The sequence below is a fragment of the Microcoleus sp. A003_D6 genome, assembly GCF_036702825.1.
Classification (GTDB): Bacteria; Cyanobacteriota; Cyanobacteriia; order Cyanobacteriales; family Microcoleaceae; genus Microcoleus.
In genome coordinates this window covers 13,559-35,215 of record NZ_JAUBWA010000026.1, presented here as the reverse complement: position 1 = coordinate 35,215, position 21,657 = coordinate 13,559, and the positions used below count along the sequence as shown (strand labels likewise).

Annotated in this window: 13 protein-coding genes and 1 tRNA gene; 11 read left to right on the top strand and 3 right to left on the bottom strand. The window is 46.9% G+C overall.

All coding sequences use genetic code 11. The annotated features are described in order from the left end of the window. Positions 1-65: 65 nt before the first annotated feature. The gene (locus QUB70_RS10000) at positions 66-5,498 is read right to left on the bottom strand and encodes a trifunctional serine/threonine-protein kinase/ATP-binding protein/sensor histidine kinase (protein ID WP_332980006.1); all 5,433 of its coding nucleotides are present in this window, start codon (positions 5,496-5,498) and stop codon (positions 66-68) included. A 969-nt stretch (positions 5,499-6,467) separates the two neighbouring features. On the opposite strand from QUB70_RS10000, the gene QUB70_RS09995 reads away from it, so the two are divergent. From QUB70_RS09995 to QUB70_RS09945, 11 genes are all read left to right on the top strand, one after another. Beyond that, positions 6,468-6,740: a hypothetical protein gene (locus QUB70_RS09995; RefSeq protein WP_332980005.1), complete on the top strand. Its 273-nt coding sequence runs from the start codon at positions 6,468-6,470 to the stop codon at positions 6,738-6,740. A gap of 604 nt (positions 6,741-7,344) precedes the next feature. Beyond that, on the top strand, positions 7,345-12,087 hold the full coding sequence (gene gltB / locus QUB70_RS09990) for a glutamate synthase large subunit (protein ID WP_332980004.1): 4,743 nt from the start codon (positions 7,345-7,347) through the stop codon (positions 12,085-12,087). Between the two features lie 173 nt (positions 12,088-12,260). After that, a complete protein-coding gene (locus QUB70_RS09985; RefSeq protein ID WP_332980002.1) occupies positions 12,261-12,614 on the top strand; it encodes a XisH family protein in 354 nt (117 codons plus the stop codon). A 50-nt stretch (positions 12,615-12,664) separates the two neighbouring features. Beyond that, complete coding sequence (locus QUB70_RS09980; protein ID WP_332980000.1) at positions 12,665-12,994, top strand: XisI protein; 330 nt, start codon at positions 12,665-12,667, stop codon at positions 12,992-12,994. Between the two features lie 82 nt (positions 12,995-13,076). Continuing rightward, a complete protein-coding gene (locus QUB70_RS09975) occupies positions 13,077-13,346 on the top strand; it encodes a type II toxin-antitoxin system Phd/YefM family antitoxin (RefSeq protein WP_332979999.1) in 270 nt (89 codons plus the stop codon). After that, the gene (locus QUB70_RS09970) at positions 13,333-13,611 is read left to right on the top strand and encodes a type II toxin-antitoxin system RelE family toxin (RefSeq protein ID WP_332979998.1); all 279 of its coding nucleotides are present in this window, start codon (positions 13,333-13,335) and stop codon (positions 13,609-13,611) included. The genes QUB70_RS09975 and QUB70_RS09970 overlap by 14 nt, the downstream gene beginning before the upstream one ends. A 420-nt stretch (positions 13,612-14,031) precedes the next feature. Next, entirely contained in the window at positions 14,032-15,477 is a 1,446-nt protein-coding gene (locus QUB70_RS09965) for a serine/threonine-protein kinase (protein WP_332979997.1), read from the top strand. A 430-nt stretch (positions 15,478-15,907) separates the two neighbouring features. Next, positions 15,908-16,309 carry an endonuclease domain-containing protein gene (locus tag QUB70_RS09960; protein ID WP_442927753.1) on the top strand — a complete coding sequence of 134 codons (402 nt, stop codon included), beginning with the start codon at positions 15,908-15,910 and terminating at the stop codon, positions 16,307-16,309. A 190-nt stretch (positions 16,310-16,499) separates the two neighbouring features. Then, positions 16,500-17,849 carry a protein kinase domain-containing protein gene (locus QUB70_RS09955; RefSeq protein ID WP_332980026.1) on the top strand — a complete coding sequence of 450 codons (1,350 nt, stop codon included), beginning with the start codon at positions 16,500-16,502 and terminating at the stop codon, positions 17,847-17,849. A gap of 525 nt (positions 17,850-18,374) precedes the next feature. Next, on the top strand, positions 18,375-18,578 hold the full coding sequence (locus tag QUB70_RS09950; RefSeq protein ID WP_006631616.1) for a hypothetical protein: 204 nt from the start codon (positions 18,375-18,377) through the stop codon (positions 18,576-18,578). A gap of 150 nt (positions 18,579-18,728) precedes the next feature. Further along, positions 18,729-18,801, top strand: a tRNA-Ala gene (locus QUB70_RS09945). 809 nt (positions 18,802-19,610) lie between these two features. Here the strand turns inward: QUB70_RS09945 and QUB70_RS09940 are convergent. Then, positions 19,611-20,153, bottom strand: coding sequence for a hypothetical protein (locus QUB70_RS09940; protein WP_332979994.1), 543 nt, complete (start codon positions 20,151-20,153; stop codon positions 19,611-19,613). A gap of 152 nt (positions 20,154-20,305) precedes the next feature. After that, positions 20,306-21,649 (bottom strand): cytochrome 450, encoded by a 1,344-nt coding sequence (locus QUB70_RS09935; RefSeq protein WP_332979993.1) that lies wholly within the window; start codon positions 21,647-21,649, stop codon positions 20,306-20,308. Positions 21,650-21,657 lie beyond the last annotated feature (8 nt).

Genomic DNA, 21,657 nt, shown 5'->3' with positions numbered 1-21,657 from the left:
CGGAATATCCGTATGTTTGTTGTTACTAAACGGCGCTAATTGCGTTAAAGCCTAGCACGAACTGCTCATACCGGAATAGAAATCACAAACTCCGAACCCTGCCCGAGGCAGGAATTCACGACTAATGTACCTCCATGTTTTTCCACAACAATTTGGTGGGCGATCGACAATCCTAATCCGGTTCCTTCACCCACACACTTGGTTGTGAATAAGTGGTTAAAGATGTTTTCCTTGACTTCCGCCGACATCCCCACTCCATTATCCTTAATGCGAATCACAACCCGATTTTTGTCTTCGCTCAGATTAGTTTGAACCGTTATTTGATTGGGTAGGGCTTTAATTTCACTAAAACTGAGCCCCTTATTTGACTCCTCCAGAGCGTCAATGGCATTGGCCAGTACGTTCATAAATACCTGGTTCAACTGTCCGGGAAAGCATTTTACGAGGGGCAAGTTACCATACTCTTTCACAACTTCAATAGCAGGGCGAAACTCGCTCGCTTTTAAACGGTGCTTGAGAATCAGCAGAGTGCTTTCGAGTCCGTCGTGAATATTGAAAGCAACTGGTCGATCGCTATCTGCCCTCGAAAACGTTCTCAAACTCGTACTGATATTGCGGATGCGATCGACTCCCTCATTCATTGAGCCAATCAATTTGGGCAAATCTTCTCGCAAATACTCCAAGTCCATCTCCTCAATTTCTGCTTCAATTTCCACTCCCGGATTGGGAAATTTTTCTTGATACAAATCAATCAAGTTGAATAAATCCCCCACGTATTCTTGAGCCGGCTGCAAGTTGCCTGCGATAAAGCCTACGGGATTGTTAATTTCGTGGGCAACTCCTGCTACTAGATTGCCGAGAGCAGACATCTTCTCATTCTGTACCAGTTGCAGTTGCATCTGTTTGAGATCGTTGAGATAAAGCTCTAGTTTTTGGGCATAATCCTGGGATTGCTGATACAGTCGGGCGTTCTGTAAGGAAATTGCAGCTTGCGAACACAGGATGTTGAGGATGGCGACGCGATCGCTCGTGAATGCCCCGGTTGCTAAATTATTTTCCAAATACAAAATCCCCCTCATTTTGCCTCGCTCGCAGATTGGAGTGCAAAGCAGGCTCCGAGGTTGATGTTGGATTATGTAGGGGTCAGATGCAAATCTTGATTGAGCGCTGGCATCATCGAAAGTTAGCGTTTCTTTCGTGCGTTTGACATAGTTGATAACACTTAAAGGAATGAGCTGGCTCTCCTCTAACGGCATAGATTGCAGGGAACATTCAAGAGTGCTGGTGCAATGAAAAACTACTTTCCAGTTTCCCTCTTCATTCAAAATGAATACTCCTGTTTCGGCTCCGGCATTTTTAATGGCCTCTTGGATGAGACTAGAGAGTAACCGATCAACTTCAATTTCGCTGGATATAGCAAGAGATGCTTTGATCACTGTTGGCAAATCTACTATCCATGAGGAGGTAGCGCTGCTAGTAATGGTTTGGCTTGAACTGGAGATGGATGAGTTGCCAGTGGAAATGAGGACTGATTCGCTTTGATGTAAAAGCACTTTATTTTGTTGCAGGATCGGAGCAAGTAGTTGGGGATAACGTTGTTCTAAATCTGTGACTTTAGCTTTTGCTCCCCAACGAATGTAGGCATAGTAAGCCTCGATCGCATAAAGTCGGGCAAATTTTTCTTTACCCCAAGTCAGATAGAATTTGGCTGCTAGTTCATTGGCAAGGGCTTCATCTTGAATAAAACTATTTTCCTTCGCTCCCGATATCGCGCGATCGTACAGATAGATCGCTTGGAGAAAGTTGCCTTCGATGCGGGCTTTTTCTGCTTCAATGAGATCGCATTTATGCTGGAAGGAGGGAGAGAAGCGATCGGCCCAAATTTGCAGGCGTTTTTGTTGTTCCGCTACGCGATCGAGATAGTCTTGGCGCTCGGTTTCCGTCTGCGGGCAAGCGGCGAGGAGGGCTAAAGCATAGTAAAAGATAAGGGCGCTCTCGAACAATTTGACATGAACGGAATGTTGACAGGGGCTCGCTTCTTCACCGCAAGCTACCGCTTCGTCATAAGCCCCAAAGAAATACAAGACTGTTATTTTGCCAGCAGAAAGGATGAGGAAGATTATATCGATCCCTTGAGCTTTCGCTTTTTCGAGCTCACTTTTTTCATCGTAATGTTTACCCACCAAACGGCAGGGGTCAGCCGCCCGTCCAGACAAATTTAACACAACTTGCTGCCACGATCGCAGCATGAGAAGGGTATAGGGTTGTTCGATGCGCGTTGCCAGTTCTACATATTTTTCCAAGGTTTCCAATAGCAACTCTAAAGAGGCTCCCATGCACAGCAAACTCTCAATGCGATGCGCCATACAATAGCCTGCATATTCGTAGTCTCCCGTTTCTAAACCGCTTTGGATGGCTTCACTCAAGGGAGCTAAAGTATTCTCGATCGGTTCGTTCCAAATGCGGATAAAGGCATTAAAAACGGCATAAACTTTGCATTTGAGGATGTTGCCTGCAAATCGATCGAGAATGCCGATCGCCAATAGCCCCGCTTGATACCCTACTTCCAGATTGCCACGACCCGACTGTACCATCCCGTAATTGGCATAGGCGTAGGCAGACGTGGGGGATTGACCGAACTCTCCAGCCAGGGCAACAGTCCTTTTGACCAATAGCTCGTAAATAGGGGGATTGGTTACTACCGCCGCTGCATAAATATGGGCAGCAATGTCCATCGCCGCCAGATAGCGAGCGTCTTCGGCGATGGGGAGGGATTCAATATCGGCAAGATCGGGCAGTTGGGAGAGTGTTTCAGAATGTTCGTCCACAGGAAATCCGAGCCGTTCTAACACTTGCAATCCCTTTTCTAAGCTTCGATCGATGCGATAGCGTGCCAATTCCAATCCGATTTGGAGCTTGTAGGCAGGAATTTGATCGAGGAGCGTTTTGCTCTGTTGCAGCACGATCGCGATGAGTTCTTCAGCGCGGTCTAAATTGACGTTGAGATATTCGGCTTCTGCCAGACCGATTGTTAGGTCGCGGGTCAGAGAATAGTGCGTCTGCCAAGAGTTAGCGGGCAAAAGGGTTAAACCTTTATTAAAGTTGGCGATCGCGGCTTCATAAGCGGTGGAGGTTTTCGCCTTTTTTCCAACGCGAAAATTGAGTCGGGCTAGTTCTTCGCGGCGATCGGCTTCTGCAATGAGTCCGGCACCGATATTTAACTGATTGACAATATCAAAGAGTTTGTCCTCTAACTCTTCGTCTGGGGTTTGCTGCCACAATAACTCACCAATATTCAGGTGAACCGCTAGTTTTTGCTCTTGAGGGATGAGGGAATAGGCAGCTTGCTGGACGCGATCGTGTAAAAATTTATATTTGGGTAATTGGTCATGGGTAATTGGTAATTGGTCAGATTCCTTCCCCTTACCCATTAGCAATTCGCTGTTCCCCTCGGCTTGGTAAAATTTATAAACGTCGCTAACTGGTAAAATCAGCCCTTCTTGTAGCGCTTTCCATAGAACAGTTGCTGTTTCTATTAGCGATTTTTCACTAACAATTGCTAACGTTGCTAAATCAAACTGGTTGCCAATGCAGGCAGCTAACTTCAAAATATCTTGCGTTGTAGCAGGCAACTTTTGCAACTGAAGAGCCATGAACTCCACCACATCATCCGTTAGTGTCAAGCTTCGCACTGTGGAAATATCGCACTGCCAATACCGCGCCTCAAAATTAAATTCAATTAGTCCATCGACCTGCAAAGATTTGAGGAATTGCGTGCTGAAAAATGGATTTCCTTTGGTTTTCCGATCGACCAGTTCTGTTAAGGGCAGCGCCAACTTTGTAGAGCAAGCTAAGGTATCGGCAATCAGACAATTCAAATCCGAGAGAGCTAGAGGAGCTAGAGTAATGGTATTTACCGTTGCCCCGGTTTTTTGAATGTCGGATAATGTCAGCATTAAAGGGTGTACGGGACTGACTTCGTTATCTCGATACGCTCCCATTAAAAAGAGATAACGCCGTTCGCGATCGCTCGTCAGGAGTTGAATCAAGTTCAACGAGGCTGAGTCAGCCCATTGCAAGTCGTCTAAAAAGATGACGAGAGGATGTTCTTCGGTTGTAAAGACAGAGATGAAGTTCGTAAATAAGCGATTAAATCGATTTTGAGCGGCACTCCCAGAAAGTTCTGGTGCGGGAGGTTGCTGTCCGATAATCCGCTCTAGTTCTGGAATCACGTCAACAACAACTTGAGCATTCTCGCCCAAAGCTGTGAGGATTTGAGCCTTCCACTGCTCAACCTCAGCATCTGTTTCGCTCAATAATTGACCCATTAAATCGCGAAAAGCCTGTACAAAAGCACTAAAGGGAAGGTTGCGCTGAAATTGGTCGAACTTGCCTTTAATGAAGTAGCCTCGCTGTCTCACAATTGGTTTGTGAACTTCGTTGACAACAGCGGTTTTGCCAATGCCGGAGAAGCCAGCAACGAGCATCATTTCGGTGCCACCTGCACTCACGCGATCGAATGCTGCTAGCAGGGAGAATACTTCGCTTTCTCTACCGTATAATTTTTCAGGGATGATGAAGCGATCGCACAAATCTCGTGTTGCCAAGTCAAATTTAGCTATTTCACCTGTCTCTTTCCACTCGTGCAAACAACTTTCCAAGTCGTACTTGAGTCCGATCGCACTTTGATAGCGGTCTTCAGCATTCTTCGCCATTAGTTTGCTAACAATATCCGAAAGCACCAATGGAACGCTTTTGTTGAGGTGATGGACTGGGATAGGCTGCTTAGCAAGGTGACAGTGTACTAACTCTATCGGATCTTCGCTTTGGAAAGGCAACTGTCTCGCCAGCAGTTCGTAGAATGTGACTCCCAGCGAGTAGAAATCCGTGCGGTAATCAATTCCTCGGTTCATTCGCCCAGTTTGTTCGGGCGATATATAAGGTAAGGTGCCTTCAAGGGCGTTGGGATTTTGAATTTCTTGGGTTTCGCGAGGTAGCAGGGAAGCGATGCTGAAGTCAATTAGTTTGACTTGCTTGGTAGTGGGGTTAATGAGAATGTTGGCGGGTTTAAGGTCTTTATGGATGACTCGGTGGCGATAAAGTCCGTCCAGGGCAGTGGCAATTTGAATCGCAATGGGAAGAAACTCGTTAACGGGCAAGCCTTCTAGGGCTTCATTGCTAGCTTCTGCTAGACTAGCGAGGTAGCTACTTAAGGAAATTCCGCCAAAGTCTTCCATCACCAGAGCATAGTGGTTATGGTATGTCTCCAGACTGTAAGCCTTGACAGTGCCGGGGATCTCCAAGTTTTTAGCAATAACGAACTGGTTGCGGAAGTGAACCAGTTCGTTGAAGCTGGGGAAATCATTTCGTAGCAGTTTAATCGCGACAGCCTGCCCATCTGAAGAGCGAAGACCGCGATAAACTAGAGTTCGAGTACCTACGTATATTTGCTCGTTAATGTGATATCCTAGAAAAAGATTTGTTATGCTACTAGCCATACCTACTTATTCCTATTGCTTCTGTCAAGCCTCAAGCTTCTTAGAGTTAGTATCTACTATTTTCGCTCTATCTGCCATGCTATTCATTAATTATATTTGTTTTAATATATTTTGGAACTCTAATTATGAAAGAGCGATTTTAAAAAGAAGATTTAATCTTTTATGTAATATCTGTTGATACTTGAGTCGAGACTAAGTACAAAATGGCTTAGCTAACGCTGAGTGAACGACAGCAGTTCATTGAAGAGTAACTTAAGAAGATAATTAATAGGCGTGGCATCATTATGAGATGATTTTGGACACTCTCGGCCCTAAAGAAACTGAGATTCTTGCTTCAAAGAGGCGGCTTGCTGAGGCATGATTTCTCCAGCCTCAGTAGAGGTCAAATTTATTGACTTTTTCATAGTTCATCCACAAGCGAATCGCTTGGTTACGGATAAATCTTACTGTCCGTAAACCTTTCTCAACAACACTAAACTGTTGTTTACCGTAAGTTTAGAATTCTCTAAATAGCATAAATTTGATTGAATCATAATAAATTTATGATAACCTGAACGTTTTAAAGATTGTGCCATTGCTCTCAATAAGCTGTTCGACATTTAAACCACTAACGAGGCCTGTAGGGTGCCACGGGTAGAACACTTACTAAGCAAGGGAAACAAGATAGGGCTGACGCACCCTACAATAGTATTTTAAATGCGTAACAGCTTATGTATGTTACAAAGATTTACTCGCTTACTGAAGTCCCCCGTGTCCCTGGCATCGAGCGGACTCAAGTCTCTATCGTTTTCCGCTTACCTTCTTTTATAAGAAATAGAAATGAAATGTCCCAAATGCCAATCGACTCAAATCCGTAAGAACGGCCACCGTTGAGCTAAACCAAATTACCCATGCCAAGTTTGTGGGTGTCTGTCGATTTGAGATTTGAGCTTTAGTGTACAGATGAATCTGGGAAATTGAACAAGAGCGTTGCCCGATCGCGAAGTCGAAGGGAGCGAAGTCGTTGGGTCTAAAATTGCTGCCTTTCCACCACTCCTGTCAGCAAGCAAGTATCCGTTTTTAGGCGCGGTCAAAAAGGATGCGCTGGCTCTACCAGATGCTCCTAATGTGTCAGAAAGCCCTGAAATAGGCTTCATTGATGACTTACAAACCTTTGTGGGTAAAAAAAACAAATTAGGGTTATGGACAAATGTCAACCTTTTTCGACTAGGCATCTTAGCTTGGGTTCTGGGCTCATGCTAACAAGACTTGCGCGCAAACTCTGACTGTAATCGGTGAAATTTTATCAGTTTATTGATACACTTGATGTTCGCGGCCCGAGAGTTGACTGCACAATAAGACAGGTTTCACGAGTTGTGAACCGCGCTGCTACATTGCACCTACAGACTGAGCGGGCAGGTGGCTTTGGTGTCTGCCGGCGCTGACGAAAACAACTCAACAGCGCAGCAAGCAAAATAAAGCTAGATTTAATATCTACCCGTGTTCGCTGCAAGGCTACGAAGCGGACTCAGGAAAAAACACACAAAAAACTCGTGAAGCGCAGCTATCCCGTAGGGAATCGCCTGCAAAGTATCTAGTTGCAGGGCGGCGATTTCCCAAAGAAGCACTCCTCTATAACAGAAGCGTATTCTATGAGACATCTCCAAAGCGATTCGATCGAGATAATTTAAAATCTGCAAACAGGGTTTCAGTGCTAAATACAGGCAGCAGCGACGTAAATTTTGATCGAATCAGCTTCAAAGGTGCTGTTTTAAAGTTTACTAGGCTCCCACCGCTCGGCCGCATTCTCTCTCCGAGCTATAAAAACGCATCAACCACACAATCACGGAAATAACATTCAATCAACATGGGTAATACGATCGATCCAAACAGCAACGTGCATCAGACTCAGCGAGGAACTCCATTCGCCGGCCAAAGCTGGTTAGTGGAAGAAAGAGATGCCTGCGGTGTGGGCTTTATTGCCAACCAAAGCGGCGAAGCTACTCACTCGATTATTCAAAAAGCGCTGCCAGCTTTAACTTGTCTGGAACACCGCGGCGGTTGCAGCGCCGATCGAGATTCCGGCGACGGTGCGGGTTTGATGACCGCGATTCCTTGGGAATTGCTGGATGCTTGGTTTGCCGAACAGGGAATTGTGCCTCCGGCGCGGGAAAACTGCGGCGTGGGAATGCTGTTTTTGTCTCAAGATAAATTTCAAGCGATTATAGCGCGGCAGGTGGTTGAGGAAGTTCTGACCGATCGCGGTTTCAATGTTTTGGGATGGCGCAAAGTTCCCATTGTACCGTCGGTTTTGGGCCCGCAAGCGCTAGAAAATCAACCTCAAATCGAACAAGTAATTGTCAGTTCACCGCAATTAGCCGGAGACGAACTCGACAGACAGTTATTTCTGGCCCGCCGCACGATCGGACACTCGCTATCACATCGCCCCGGCTTTACCCGCCGAGACTTTTATAGTTGCTCTTTTTCCTGCCGCACGATCGTCTATAAAGGCATGGTGCGATCGGCCGTACTGGCAGAATTTTACCCTGACCTGAAAAATCCCGCTTACAAAAGTGCCTTTGCCGTATATCACCGCCGCTTCAGCACCAACACCATGCCCCGCTGGCACCTCGCCCAGCCCATGCGCTTGCTGGGACACAACGGCGAAATTAACACGCTGTTGGGCAATATTACCTGGATGAAGGCGCGACAAGCCAATTTATCTCACCCGAATTGGAGTCAAGCCGACATCGACACGTTCAACCCAATCGTCAATCCCGAAAGCAGCGATTCGGCAAACTTGGACAACGTGATGGAATTGTTGGTACACTCCGGCCGCACCCCCCTAGAATCCCTGACAATTCTGGTGCCGGAAGCCTACAAAAATCAGCCGGATTTGGCGACCTATCCCGAAATTGTCGATTTTTACGAATATTACAGCGGCATTCAAGAACCTTGGGACGGCCCGGCACTGCTGGTATTCAGCGACGGCAAACAAGTAGGTGCTACGCTCGATCGCAACGGTTTGCGGCCGGCCCGCTACTGCATTACTAAAGACGGTTTGGTAATTGTGGCATCCGAAGCGGGAGTTGTGGATATCCCCGAAGCAGATATTGTCGAAAAAGGCCGTTTGGGGCCCGGACAAATGATTGCAGTTGACCTGCAAACCAAGGAAATTCTCAAAAATTGGCAACTCAAGCAGCGAATTGCTAAGCGGCACCCCTACGGCGAATGGCTGAAACAAAACCGCGAAATCTTGCAGCCGCAGCCTTTTGCCGAAACACCAACCCTCGACTCGCAAACGCTGTTAGCAACCCAAACTGCTTTTGGCTACACCGCCGAAGATTTGGACATGGTGATTGTGGAGATGGCGAGTTCTGGGAAGGAACCGACTTTCTGTATGGGCGATGACGTTCCCTTGGCTGTGTTGTCAGAAAAGCCTCAGTTGCTGTACAACTATTTCAAACAGCGGTTCGCTCAAGTGACAAATCCGCCGATCGACCCCCTGCGCGAAGGGATGGTGATGTCGCTGACGATGAATGTAGGTTTGCGGGGCAATTTACTGCAAACAATCCCGGAAAATGCCAAGCTGCTAAAAATTGATTCCCCCGTACTCAACGACGCTGAACTGTCTTTCTTGAAAGAGCAAAAGTCTTTCCCCGCAACGGAATTGTCAACGCTTTACAAAATTGCGGCCGGGCCTTTTGGTTTGAAAACCGCAGTCGAGCAACTTTGTCAAGAGGCGGCTCAAGCCGTGCGCGAGGGTTCGAGAATTCTGATTTTGAGCGATCGACTTTTGAAGGAAGAAGGAAGAAGGAAGAAGGAAGAAGGAAGAGGGGAGAAGGAAGAGGGAGATTTATCTTCTGGTGGATTGAGTGCAGAATTCACTTATATTCCGCCATTCCTGGCAGTTGGCGCGGTTCACCACCACTTAATTAGCGTCGGCCTGCGGATGCAAACTTCGCTGGTTGTCGATACCGCCCAATGTTGGAGCACTCACCACTTCGCTTGTTTGATTGGTTACGGGGCGGTGGCTGTTTGCCCTTACCTGGCATTGGAAAGCGTGCGCGGCTGGTGGTCTGACACCAAAACTCAAAACTTGATGCAGCACGGCAAAGTTCCCAATATTACCGCGTCTCAGGCTCAAGCTAGATACCGCACAGCGGTGGAAAACGGCTTGCTGAAGATTATGTCAAAAATGGGGATTTCACTGCTGGCTAGCTATCAGGGGGCGCAAATCTTTGAGGCGATCGGCATTGGCGGCGATCTGCTCGATTTGGGCTTCAAAGGCACTGTTTCTCGCATCGGCGGTTTGAGTGTGGCGGAACTGGCTAACGAGGTGATGTCTTTCCACAGTCAGGCTTTCCCAGAATTGATTCTCAAAAAGCTGGAAAATTACGGCTTTGTGCAGTACCGCCGGGGCGGTGAATATCACATGAACAGCCCGGAAATGGCGAAGGCTTTGCACAAAGCCGTGACTACTTTTAAGGCTCAGACTAACGGTAACGGTAACGGGACCGAAGCAAAAACGGCTTACGATCACTACGAGGTTTACAAGCAACAGCTAGAAAATCGGCCAGTCACGGCTTTGCGGGATTTGCTGGATTTTGCGAGCGATCGCCCTCCCATTGCGATCGAAGATGTAGAATCTGTAGCAGATGTTGTCAAGCGGTTCGCCACGGGCGGAATGTCCCTCGGCGCTTTGTCCCCGGAAGCCCACGAAACGCTAGCCATTGCGATGAACCGCATCGGCGGCAAATCCAACTCCGGCGAAGGTGGCGAAGATCCGATTCGATACAATGTGCTGAACGATGTGAGCGAGGCCGGTTTCTCACAAACGCTACCTCACTTGAAAGGTTTGCAGAACGGCGATACAGCTTCTTCATCCATCAAACAGGTAGCTTCAGGGCGTTTCGGCGTAACTCCCGAGTACCTGATGAACGCCCGACAAATCGAAATTAAAATCGCACAAGGTGCGAAACCGGGTGAAGGCGGTCAATTGCCAGGGCCGAAAGTGAGCGAGTACATTGCTTATTTGCGCCGGTCGAAACCGGGTGTCACGCTGATTTCGCCTCCTCCTCACCACGACATTTATTCGATCGAGGATTTGGCGCAGTTGATTTTTGACTTGCACCAAATCAATCCGAAAGCAGGAGTTTCGGTGAAGTTGGTGTCGGAAGTCGGTATCGGGACTGTAGCCGCCGGTGTCGCCAAGGCAAATGCTGATGTGATTCAAATTTCCGGTCACGACGGCGGCACCGGTGCATCTCCACTTAGTTCGATCAAGCACGCAGGTTCTCCGTGGGAACTCGGATTGACTGAAGTTCACCGGGTGTTGATGGAAAATAAATTGCGCGATCGAGTTTTGCTGCGGGTTGACGGCGGCTTTAAAACAGGCTGGGACGTAATTGTCGGCGCTTTGATGGGCGGCGAAGAGTACGGGTTTGGCACGGTGGCAATGATTGCAGAAGGCTGCATTATGGCTCGCGTTTGCCACATGAATAGTTGTCCGGTGGGGGTGACAACTCAACAAGAACACTTGCGGAAACGGTTCCCCGGAACGCCGGAACACGTTGTCAATTTCTTCTATTTCGTAGCAGAAGAAGTGCGGAGTTTGCTGGCGAAATTGGGTTATAAGTCGATCGCAGATATCATCGGCCGCGCGGATTTGCTGACAATGCGCGAAGGGGTGCAACTAACTAAAACTCAAGCGATTAATTTGGATTGTTTGACCAAGTTGCCGGATACTAAGGGCGATCGATCTTTCTTGATACACGGCGACGTACACACCAACGGGCCAGTGTTGGATGACGATTTGCTGGCGGATGCTGAGATTCAAAGTGCGATCGCCAATCACGGCACTGTTAGCAAGAGTGTAAAATTGGTGAATACCGATCGCACTGTGGGAGCGCGTTTGGCTGGTGCGATCGCACAGCAACACGGCAACAGCGGCTTTAGCGGTGAGATCGTCCTCAATTGCACTGGTAGCGCGGGCCAAAGCTTCGGCGCGTTCAATTTGCCGGGGATGACGCTGCGACTGTCAGGCCAAGCTAACGACTACGTTGGTAAGGGGATGCACGGCGGCGAAATCGCGATCGCACCGCCGGCTGGTGCGACTTATGATGCTTCGGAAAATGCGATCGTTGGGAATACTTGCTTGTACGGCGCAACGGGGGGAACTCTGTTGGCTGCGGGTAAAGCGGGCGAACGGTTTGCGGTGCGTAACTCGATGGCGAAAGCAGTCATTGAGGGTGCCGGCGATCACTGCTGCGAGTACATGACTGGCGGAGTCATTGTCGTGTTAGGAAAAGTCGGCCGGAACGTCGGCGCTGGAATGACTGGCGGCTTGGGTTATTTCCTCGATGAAGATGGCAATTTCCCGGCTCACGTCAACGGGGAGATTGTGAAAATGCAGCGGGTTTCTACGACCGCTGGGGAGGCGCAGTTGAAGGAGTTGATTGAGCAGCAGCGCGATCGGACTGGCAGCAAAAAAGCTGAGAAGATTCTCGCAAATTGGTCGGAATATTTGCCGAAGTTCTGGCAAGTTGTGCCGCCAAGTGAAGCGAATTCGCCGGAGGCTTCCGAACAAAAGATTGCTGTGGAAGTTTAATTTTGCAGTTGGTTAAATAAATGAGGGGCGACGCGAGTTGCCCCTTTTTTTTGAATCTACAGAGTAAAAATTACTCGTTACCAGTTAAATCATGTATTTTCTACCCATTGATTAATCCTCCTCGGTTTCTTCCATCTGTTATACTAAACTTACTGGCAAATTAAAAATCGTTGATGGCAGCTAAAGATAGATTTCACAATGCAGTTAAAATAGCTATAGAAAAAGATGGGTGGACAATTACAGACGATCCTCTATTCATTAAAGTTGAAGATGTTGATTTTTATATAGATTTAGGGGCTGAAAAAGTTTTAGCAGCCGAAAAAGCTGGTCAAAAGATCGCAGTCGAGATAAAATCATTTTTAGGAGCATCAGAAGTAAATGAGTTTCACTCAGCTCTCGGTCAATTTCTCAATTACCGTTTAGCTTTAAGCTTGAAAGAACCAGAACGAATTTTGTATTTAGCAGTTTCTAGCGATATTTACGATGAGTTTTTCAGTCGGAGATTTATTCAAAGAGTAATTGCCTAACATCAACTGAAATTGTTGATTTTTAACGCCCAGCAGGAGGAGATTGTACAGTGGAGAAACTAGATTATCGTGAATTGGTGCAGAAAATCTTGAAAACCCGCACCGAAAATCGATCGCACAACGATACAGAAACTCACTTAATATTTGACCTAGAGCGCGATCGCTATCAAGTATTGCACATCGGCTGGCAAGATATGACACGAGTATTCGGCTGTCTCATCTACATCGAAATCAAAGACGGTAAAATTTGGATTGAGCGCGATGGCACTGAAATCGGAGTAGCCAATGAATTAGTAGAAGCCGGAGTCCCCAAGACAGATATTGTTTTGGCATTTTACGCTCCCTACAGACGGCCATATACCGAGTTTGCGGTTGGCTAAAGGTGTGTATGGGCGATAATTGCCCTCCCAATCCCGCAGATTTTGCCTAAAATAGAAATAACCCACACTCATAACATCAGTCATGCAAAGTTACACCCTAGCAGAAGCCTGCAATCCACAGGGGACAGTTTTTAACCGAGCGGCTGTCGAGCCAGTTTTACTCACAGATAAATCCCAGCCCAGCCATGTAATTATGTCCGCTGATGCCTATCAGCGCTTGATTGAGCGACTGATAGAATTAGAAGATATGCTGCTAGGTAAAGCAGCAAAATCCGCGTTGAGTCAGTCTCAAATGGTGGGTGCGGAAACCTTTGTAGAAACACTAAAACAACTGGCAAATGGCGAAACTTGATGGTTTAAAAACAGTTCTCGACTTTCTCAAGGGTTTGCAACCTAAAATAGCAGCTCAAATCGCTAAAAAAGTGTTAGCGCTGAATGTCGATCCTTTACCCAATGATAGCAAGCAATTAATAGGATATCCGGGTTATTATCGGGTAGATAGTGGCGAGTATCGGATTGTTTATAAATTTAATCCAGATGAAGATTTAGTAGAAGTTATTCTAGTTGGCAAGCGTAATGATGATGACGTGTACAAAAAATTAGAGCGCCTTTTATAAGAAACTAATTCTCAGTATTTGTAGGGTGCGTCGCCATCGACAATCCCCAAAAAAAAGCCAAAATCTCATAGCGACGCACCAAGCGACAATATTTGAACACACAAATCTCCATTTCACTCCGACTAAAACTTATGTACGACTTACTCACGGGTAGTCAGAAACCGGGTTTTTTCCGAAAATCTTTGGTTGTAGTCCACAGATTAGGTAAAAAACCCGGTTTCTTGAGCTTGAGGAGTAACTGTTAGTATTTGATCGGGTTTCTGAGGTATTGACGTGGGGCGAGAAACCCGGTTTCTACGAGTTTTTGCGACGAGTAACGAGAAATCTACAAAGAAACCGGGTTTCTGAGGTCAGCACACAAAAATTCCCCGACTTCAGCTATAATCAACACCATCATCTCCTCCCCCTCAAACACCCACGATGAGACACTGGCCCACCGGACAACAACTGCACAACGGCAAATACATCATCGAAGAAATCCTCGGCGGCGGCGGATTCGGTGTCACCTACCGCGCTCAAAATAGCAAAGAAGGTAAAGTAGTTGCGATCAAAACCCTAAATGCCATTTCTCAAGGTAAGCCAAATTTTCGCGAACTCCAAACCAAATTTATGAACGAGGCTTTGTGTTTGGCAACTTGCAAACATCCCCACGTTGTCCGAGTTTATGAAGTATTTCCCGAAATGGCTGGAGATATTGAATTGTGGTGCATGGTGATGGAATTAATTGATGGGATTGACTTGGCTGGACATCTGGAAGATAACGGCATTTTGTCGGAAACAAAAGCTTTGCAAATTATTCAGCAAGTGGGAGATGCGCTGACTTTTGTTCACAAGCAGGGACTTACTCACCTCGATGTTAAACCGCAAAATATTATGCTGAGAAAGCGGGGTTTGTCAGCAGTTTTGATTGATTTTGGTTTGGCGCGACAGGTGACGACACCAGGGAAATTGAGGACTAATAGCAATTCCGGGATTGAGTGTTACGCACCCATCGAACTGTTGGAAAAACGAGCGGAACTTGGTTCATATACTGATGTTTATTCCCTGGCTGCGACGCTTTATGTAATGTTGACTGGTGAGTTGCCGTTTCCTTCGCTATTTAGGAAGCAAAATATTCCTTTAACTCCGCCGAAACAGCACAATGATAAAATTAGCGACAGGGTGAATGCAGCGATTATTAAGGGGATGGAGTTGGAACCGCAAAACCGCCCGCAGTCGGTGCAGGAATGGTTGGATTTGGTGATGCCGAAACCAGTGGTATTGCCATCACCAAAAGCTAGCCCTCAGCCAGCACAAAAATCTTTTGAAACGCCGCTGCCAAAACCAGCGCCTCCTGAGACTACCCCGATGGTTTCAGCCGTGGGGATGGATTATACAAACTTGCGGGATTTATTAGCAGCAGGAAAGTGGAAAGAAGCGGATGAGGAAACGGCGAGAGTGATGCTGAAGGTGGCGGGTAGGGAGAAAAAAGGAGGGCTGAATTCAGAAAGTATTGATAATTTTCCCTGCGAGGACTTGCGTACCATTGACCAACTTTGGGTAAAATACAGCGATGGGCGCTTCGGCTTTTCGGTGCAGAAGCGCATCTATCAAAGTCTGGGGGGAACCAGGGAACATGATAGAGAAATATGGGAAGCGTTTGGCGATCGGGTAGGATGGCGTGTGAATGGCGAGTTTGTGTTCTACAAGAGCGGGATAGAATTCAACACCAAAGCACCAGAAGCACACCACCCTTTGGTGGCCCATAGGCCCCATAAGTGGGGTTGCGGCCTGGAGCTCGAGGTCTGGGAAGGGGGTCGGTGGCGGTGGCGGGTGGTGTCGTGGTCGTCTCTGCTCTTCTTTCGCGTCGAGACTTGTAGACTGTAACATCTAAGCGTTACAGATTTTTATTAAGACTTGTGAACTAGACTTTTTGAACGAAGCCACGCCAGTTCTACGTTTCCGATACCTGGCACTCGCTATCATCAGTTTCCGACTCCTTTTCCGTAGCTTTTTGTAGTATCTGCCCCGCCACTTGCGGGTTGTAACAATTAGCCAGAATGAACTTTTCTGCCACCGCTAAAATTTCTGGATTTTGGGCAAATTCAAGAAACCGGGTTTCTGCGACAATTTATGTATCATCACCCAGATTCAGGAAGAAACCCGGTTTCTACCTCCCCACCTGTTCCTCCCTTAACAAAGGGCTAACTCTTACTCCCCCCCTTAGCAAGGGGCTAACTCTTACTCCCCCCCTTACCAAGGGGGGGCTGGGGGGGGTTAAAATACCAAGCAACCAACAATAAAATCCTATATAACAATGACAAAACTCTACAACAAAAGCTCAGAAAAATTCAAGCGACAGAAACTTCGCAGAGAAATGACCGAAGCTGAAAAGGAGCTATGGAAACGTATCAGAAACAGACAGCTTGAGAATTGTAAATTTCGCAGACAATATAGTGTATCAGCATTTGTGATCGACTTTTATTCACCAGAAATCAAATTAGCACTGGAAGTTGATGGTGACAGCCATTTTGTGGATGGCGCTGTAGAATATGATGCAGAAAGGCAAGAGTTTATTGAGTCGGCAAAAATTCATTTTTTGAGGTTTATGAATGATGATGTTTATCATAATTTGGATGGGGTTTTAGAGGTGATTGTGGAGGGGATTAAATCGTTGAGAACATCGGGTGTTTTACCCCCCCCAGCCCCCCCTTGCTAAGGGGGGGAGCAAGATTAGATAAGATCAGATTAAATCGTTGAGAACATCGGGTGTTTTACCCCCCCCAGCCCCCCCTTGCTAAGGGGGGGAGCAAGAGTTAGCCCTTTGTTAAGGGTGGGGAGCAAGAGTTTCGAGCATCCAAAATCCCAAATTGAATAACCCAAAATCTATAATTTATATGAGTTAAAAAATCACCCTCACCATCACAGAAGGCAATCTCAAAGGTCAAGAATTTACCTTTGAAACCCGCACAACTTGCATCATCGGCCGCGCCAAAGATTGCTATCCAAAAATTCCCGACGATGACAAACACCGCACGATTTCTCGCTATCACTGCTTGCTAGATATCAATCCTCCCGACATCCGAGTGCGGGATTTTGGTAGCAAAAATGGCACGTTTGTTAATGGCGAAAAAATTGGTCAGCGAGAAGCACATCAAACTCCCGAACAAGCCGCAAATATCAAATTCCCAGAATTTGACTTGCAAGGCGGAGATGAATTCAAACTCAGCGATACTTTCTTTCGAGTTGGCATTGCCCTTGACCCGGAAATTGCTAAAACTATCAAATCGGAAAAACCCCCGACTATTCCCCCAAATCAACCGCAACTGTGGGAAATGCTCAAAGCTTTTCTGTTAAAAGCTGTCGGTGGTGACAAGAATATCGGAGTTCTCGGCGATTATGTGTTGCGGAAGGAGTTGGGTAAAGGTGGTTTTAGTTTAGTGTATCTGGCAGAACATAAGCGGACAAAAGAACAAATTGCCCTGAAAGTAATGCTGCCAAAAGTAGCGGCGAATCAGCGGGCTGTCAATTGGTTTTTGCGGGAAGTTGAAAATATGAAATATTTAAAGCATCCCAATGTGGTAAGTTTAAAAGAGTCGGGTTATGCTGATGAAACTTTCTTTTTTACGATGGAATTCTGCAATGGTGGCAGTGTTGTTGATTTGATGGAAAAACGCGGTGTTAGAACTTTGCCTGTGGATGAAGCTGTGGCGATTATTTTGCAAGTTTTAGATGGTTTATCTTACACGCACAATGTGGAAATTCCGAATGTAAAATTGGCTGATGGCAGTTTTGGTAAAGGACAGGGTTTGATTCACCGCGATTTGAAGCCGGGGAATATTTTTCTGGCGAATGTGGGCGGGAAACAAGTTGCGAAAGTTGGGGATTATGGCTTAGCAAAGGCTTTTGATTTGGCGGGATTAAGCGGTCAAACTCTGACGGGAAGCGCGGTGGGGACTCTCGGTTTTATGCCGCGACAGCAGGTGATTAATTTTAAGTACGTGCAGCCGGAGGTTGATGTGTGGGCGGCGGCGGCTTGTTTGTATGCGATGTTGACTGGGTGTTTGCCGCGCAATTTGCAGGGTCAAGACCCGTTTTTGGCGGTTTTGCAAAGTGATGCTGTTCCGATTGGCGATCGCACTTCTGCAATTCCCAAACCGCTAGCTAAAGTTATTGACTTAGCTTTAATTGACAATCCTGATATTTATTATAAAAGTGCGACGGATTTTAAGCAAGCGTTAGTAAATAGTATGTCATAAATATGGCTGATTTACAGATGGTCAGAAACCGGATTTTTTCCGAAAATCATTCGTTTCAGCCCACAGATTCAGCAAAAAACCCGGTTTCTTTGGCGGAGTGCGTAACTCTTTTTAGTTAAACTCGACTGTAATCTTGAACCGCATCGCTCTTCACGAATTCTCGATCAACCGATTCATCACCAAAAGAGTCGATCGCGATCTTAGGTTTTGCCATTCTCCCATCCAGCTACACTCAAAACGGGCGATCCTCTTCGTTGATGAGCCTCCCGCAGGCCCGGGTTTCCCTAACACACCTACCCCAAAAAAGCCCGTTTCCCCGCTGCGATCGCAAAAACGCCACCACTAAAGCTGAGCTAGCTCTCATTTACTTTGCATATTGTAATTATCACCAAAAGCTATAATTTTTTCTCACTAGCTTTCCGCTGCTCCCTCCGGGTTTTACAGCAAAAGTTAAATACGCCTGAGCCGATCTGCACGCAGCCCAAAGTTTTGTTACAATAGGTGAGCTGTTACAAATCGTAACTTATGCTGGTTTCTATTTTAATAATTGACGTTGCCCTCGTTGCCTGGTCTTTGCACTTAATGCAGGAGGCGATCGCGCAACGGGAATTTTCACTAATGCTAGCCGGCACCCTAGTTGCTGTCTCAGCCGCGGCCCTGGTAGTCGTCTACTTCCTCATGGGGTCTTGTTTGAGCCATTTAACCGAAATATCCCAACACACTTACTAAATCATAGTAGGGATTGACCATTGTCCAGAAGCGAGGATATTTTTTGAAAACAAGCCGAAAGCCTTGCCAATCAAGGGTTAAAAACTAATTTACCCAAAAAGCTTGACAAATATGGGTCAGTTAAGGCATGATTGAGAGCGCGAAAAGAAAGGGGAATTAGCTCAGTTGGTAGAGCACTACAATGGCATTGTAGGGGTCAGCGGTTCGAGCCCGCTATTCTCCATAAAAAAGAGTAGGGAAACGTCAAAAGTCCTACTTTGACCCCTCAACTTCTCTTACTGCAAGCTTTTGGAGCACATTATAAAAAGTTTTATCTCGATCCCAATTGTTAGGAGGAGCACCAAAATATTTATCAATAAATTGGGTCTAAAACCCCGTCCTTATAGGACGGCTTTACTCCAAAAAACTTTTTCAGATTGTCCGATTTTTCCTCGGAATGTATGCTTGCTATAATATAATAGTCAAGGTTAAACTCGCAATGCGATCGTGAAACAGGACATAAGACACACTTTTACGCAGAAACCGGGGGACAAAGTGCGGCGAAAACACTATAAACAGCCGAAACCGAAAATGTAGGTTTCAATCCAGCAAAACTAACTTTTCTACTGGGAATTGTTAAGTAGGGTAGGCATACCCGAACTCGCTTGCTTCTATCAAGCGTACGCTTTTGGAGATGATCCCGCTGGGATGTTTCTGAGTTAGACTCGGTGCTTGGTTCAATTGAACGGGTATCAGGTTTAAAGACTGCCGCAAGGACAGAACATTTTAAGGAATGTCGATGAATTAAGAATCCCCACGCCTGATAAGCTGTTGTACATTTAATTTGTATGTTGAGGGCGGGCAAGATGCCCACCCCACAAGAGGAAAAATTTATTTGACTATGCAATTTAAATGCGGATTAGCTTAGCTGGGGAGTGTCAAAGGCTAGCAAATCTAACTTGGGATTAGTGGGTCGTTGATTCAAATCCCGCCGCTTCGATCGACAAAACCCGCCTAATTAAGAGGCGGATTTAGTAATTTTTCTAAATATTTTCACTCTTTGGCAATGATTAAACAATCACTGTCAACTTTAGACAGCATCTCTTGAAACGCTGATGTGTGGTTCCCATCTTTGTCTGCAACTCGGCGAAGTGTATATCCGCTGTCAGGAGGTCTGCCAAAAAAGGAGTTTGTGCGATTCCAGATATCCCCATTTGGAGTGCTCGGATCTCGATCGATCGAAAAATCTACAAGCCACTGCGGCAGAGACCATCCAAACACGATCGGCGTGATGTGTCCGTGCTGCAAAGTTGCATCGAAGCCGAACAAGTAATTGAAGCGAGAAAACTTGACGAACTCAAGTAACATCCGTCCCGCCATTGATGAATGAAATGTCCAGATAACTGGATCGAAAACACGCAGCAATAATGTCAGATTGTCCGCATTCCATTCTGCACTTTGCACCGTCAGACAATCGTCTGGCAAACCGTTCCCGTCCATAAAGAAGATACCTTGCAAGACTTCGGGTAACTCGGCTGGATATTCTACTTTCATCCAATTCGCGATGTCTTTTAATTGCTTTTTTTCGATTAACATGGTATTATTTAACCTCAAAATAGCTGTGATTTCGTGTCCTATTAGATACCCCCTTTATTTATTAGTCCGTGAAGGTGGACTTCTTTTCAAGGGCGGGCGGGACGCCCACTCCACAAGAAATTTCATGTCTTGTGGAACAGGCATCTTGGCTTTTACGATCGCCTGACTTTGCCAACGGTACTCACGACATCCACGAGCATCTTCAATGCGATGTCTTTACCGGGGCAAATCCGTCCCGCGCTGCGATCGCCCACTGAATGAAAGCCCATATGAAAAGGACACAGGTTCTCCCGCTTAGCGTTGAATTCGTATACCGTCGAGCCCCAGAAGCTCTCGTCTAGCAGCCCCAAACTCAGCGGTATCAGTACCTTGGTTCCGGCGGGGAAAGTGCGCTCTTTGCCCGCTACCGTTGCGGTGAAAGGCTCTGTCGCGACTCGGTGGGTGGCGCCTACGGGGGCCCAGAGGCGGGCGCATTCCAGCAGGAAAAGCTCGATCGACTGGCGATCGTCCAAATCGAGCCGATCCCAAAAATCAGTCGGGTTAATTTCGGCCGTCTGCTGTCCTTTATAGGCGGGGAGAGGGCGGTATCCCATTGCCGTGTAGCCTAGGTGCAGGGGGCCTTGCAGTCCCGCTATGCCCATAATCGATGTCATCAGCTTCGCCAATTCCCGCTTAGTCATGCCGTTGTTTTCCGAGCTCTCCTCTTGGAAGTCGGCTAAAGCTGGGGAATTTTCATAGATAGTCGCTGCACGCTCGATTAGAGCCGACAAATCCCCGTGCCCGAACAGGTTCAGGCTTTGCAAGAGGTTGCCGACGACGGCGAAGTAGTGCAGCGGGCTTTGGCGGGTGTAATGCAATTCGGTGAGAAGTTCGATCGACTCCTGATTGTCTGGATTAATCCCAAAGATGACGTAGTGCAGGTATCGCACTAAAAATCCCATCCAACCGCGCTTGACATCGGTAAAAAACGCTCCCCCCGCACCGTGCGACATCTCGGCATAATCTGCGGCTAGCCGATCGAGCAACCGTCGGGCGATTTCGTCTTGCTGGCGATCGGTTGTGGCACTGTTGAAGAGATACTTCTGCATACAGCTTCGGAATGCCGCGTGGTTGCTGCTACCGTCAGTTTCGCGATCGGACAAAGACAGCAGGAAAAGGTTCCTACCGCCGACATCTTGGTTTGGCGCGCGATCGGGATCGAGTACAGAAGTACCTAGCCGCCATCCGCGCGCCTGGGGCGATGTGAGTGCTTTTTCCAGCGTTGCAAACTCTCCCATCACGACTTGCCCCGCGCAGCAAAAATTGGCTCCGAAAGCCAGCCGTTTTACTTGCAAATACGTAGGTTCGTTGGCAATCAAACCCTCAATCAGGGCGATCGGCGGTAGCATCGTTTTGCTGAGACTTTCTTCCGGGTTTTGCAGAGCCCAAACCTGAAACTCGTTGAGAGCCGGGTTCATCAGCGATGAGAAAATAGTATCTAAATTTAGGTTCATCATAATTCCTC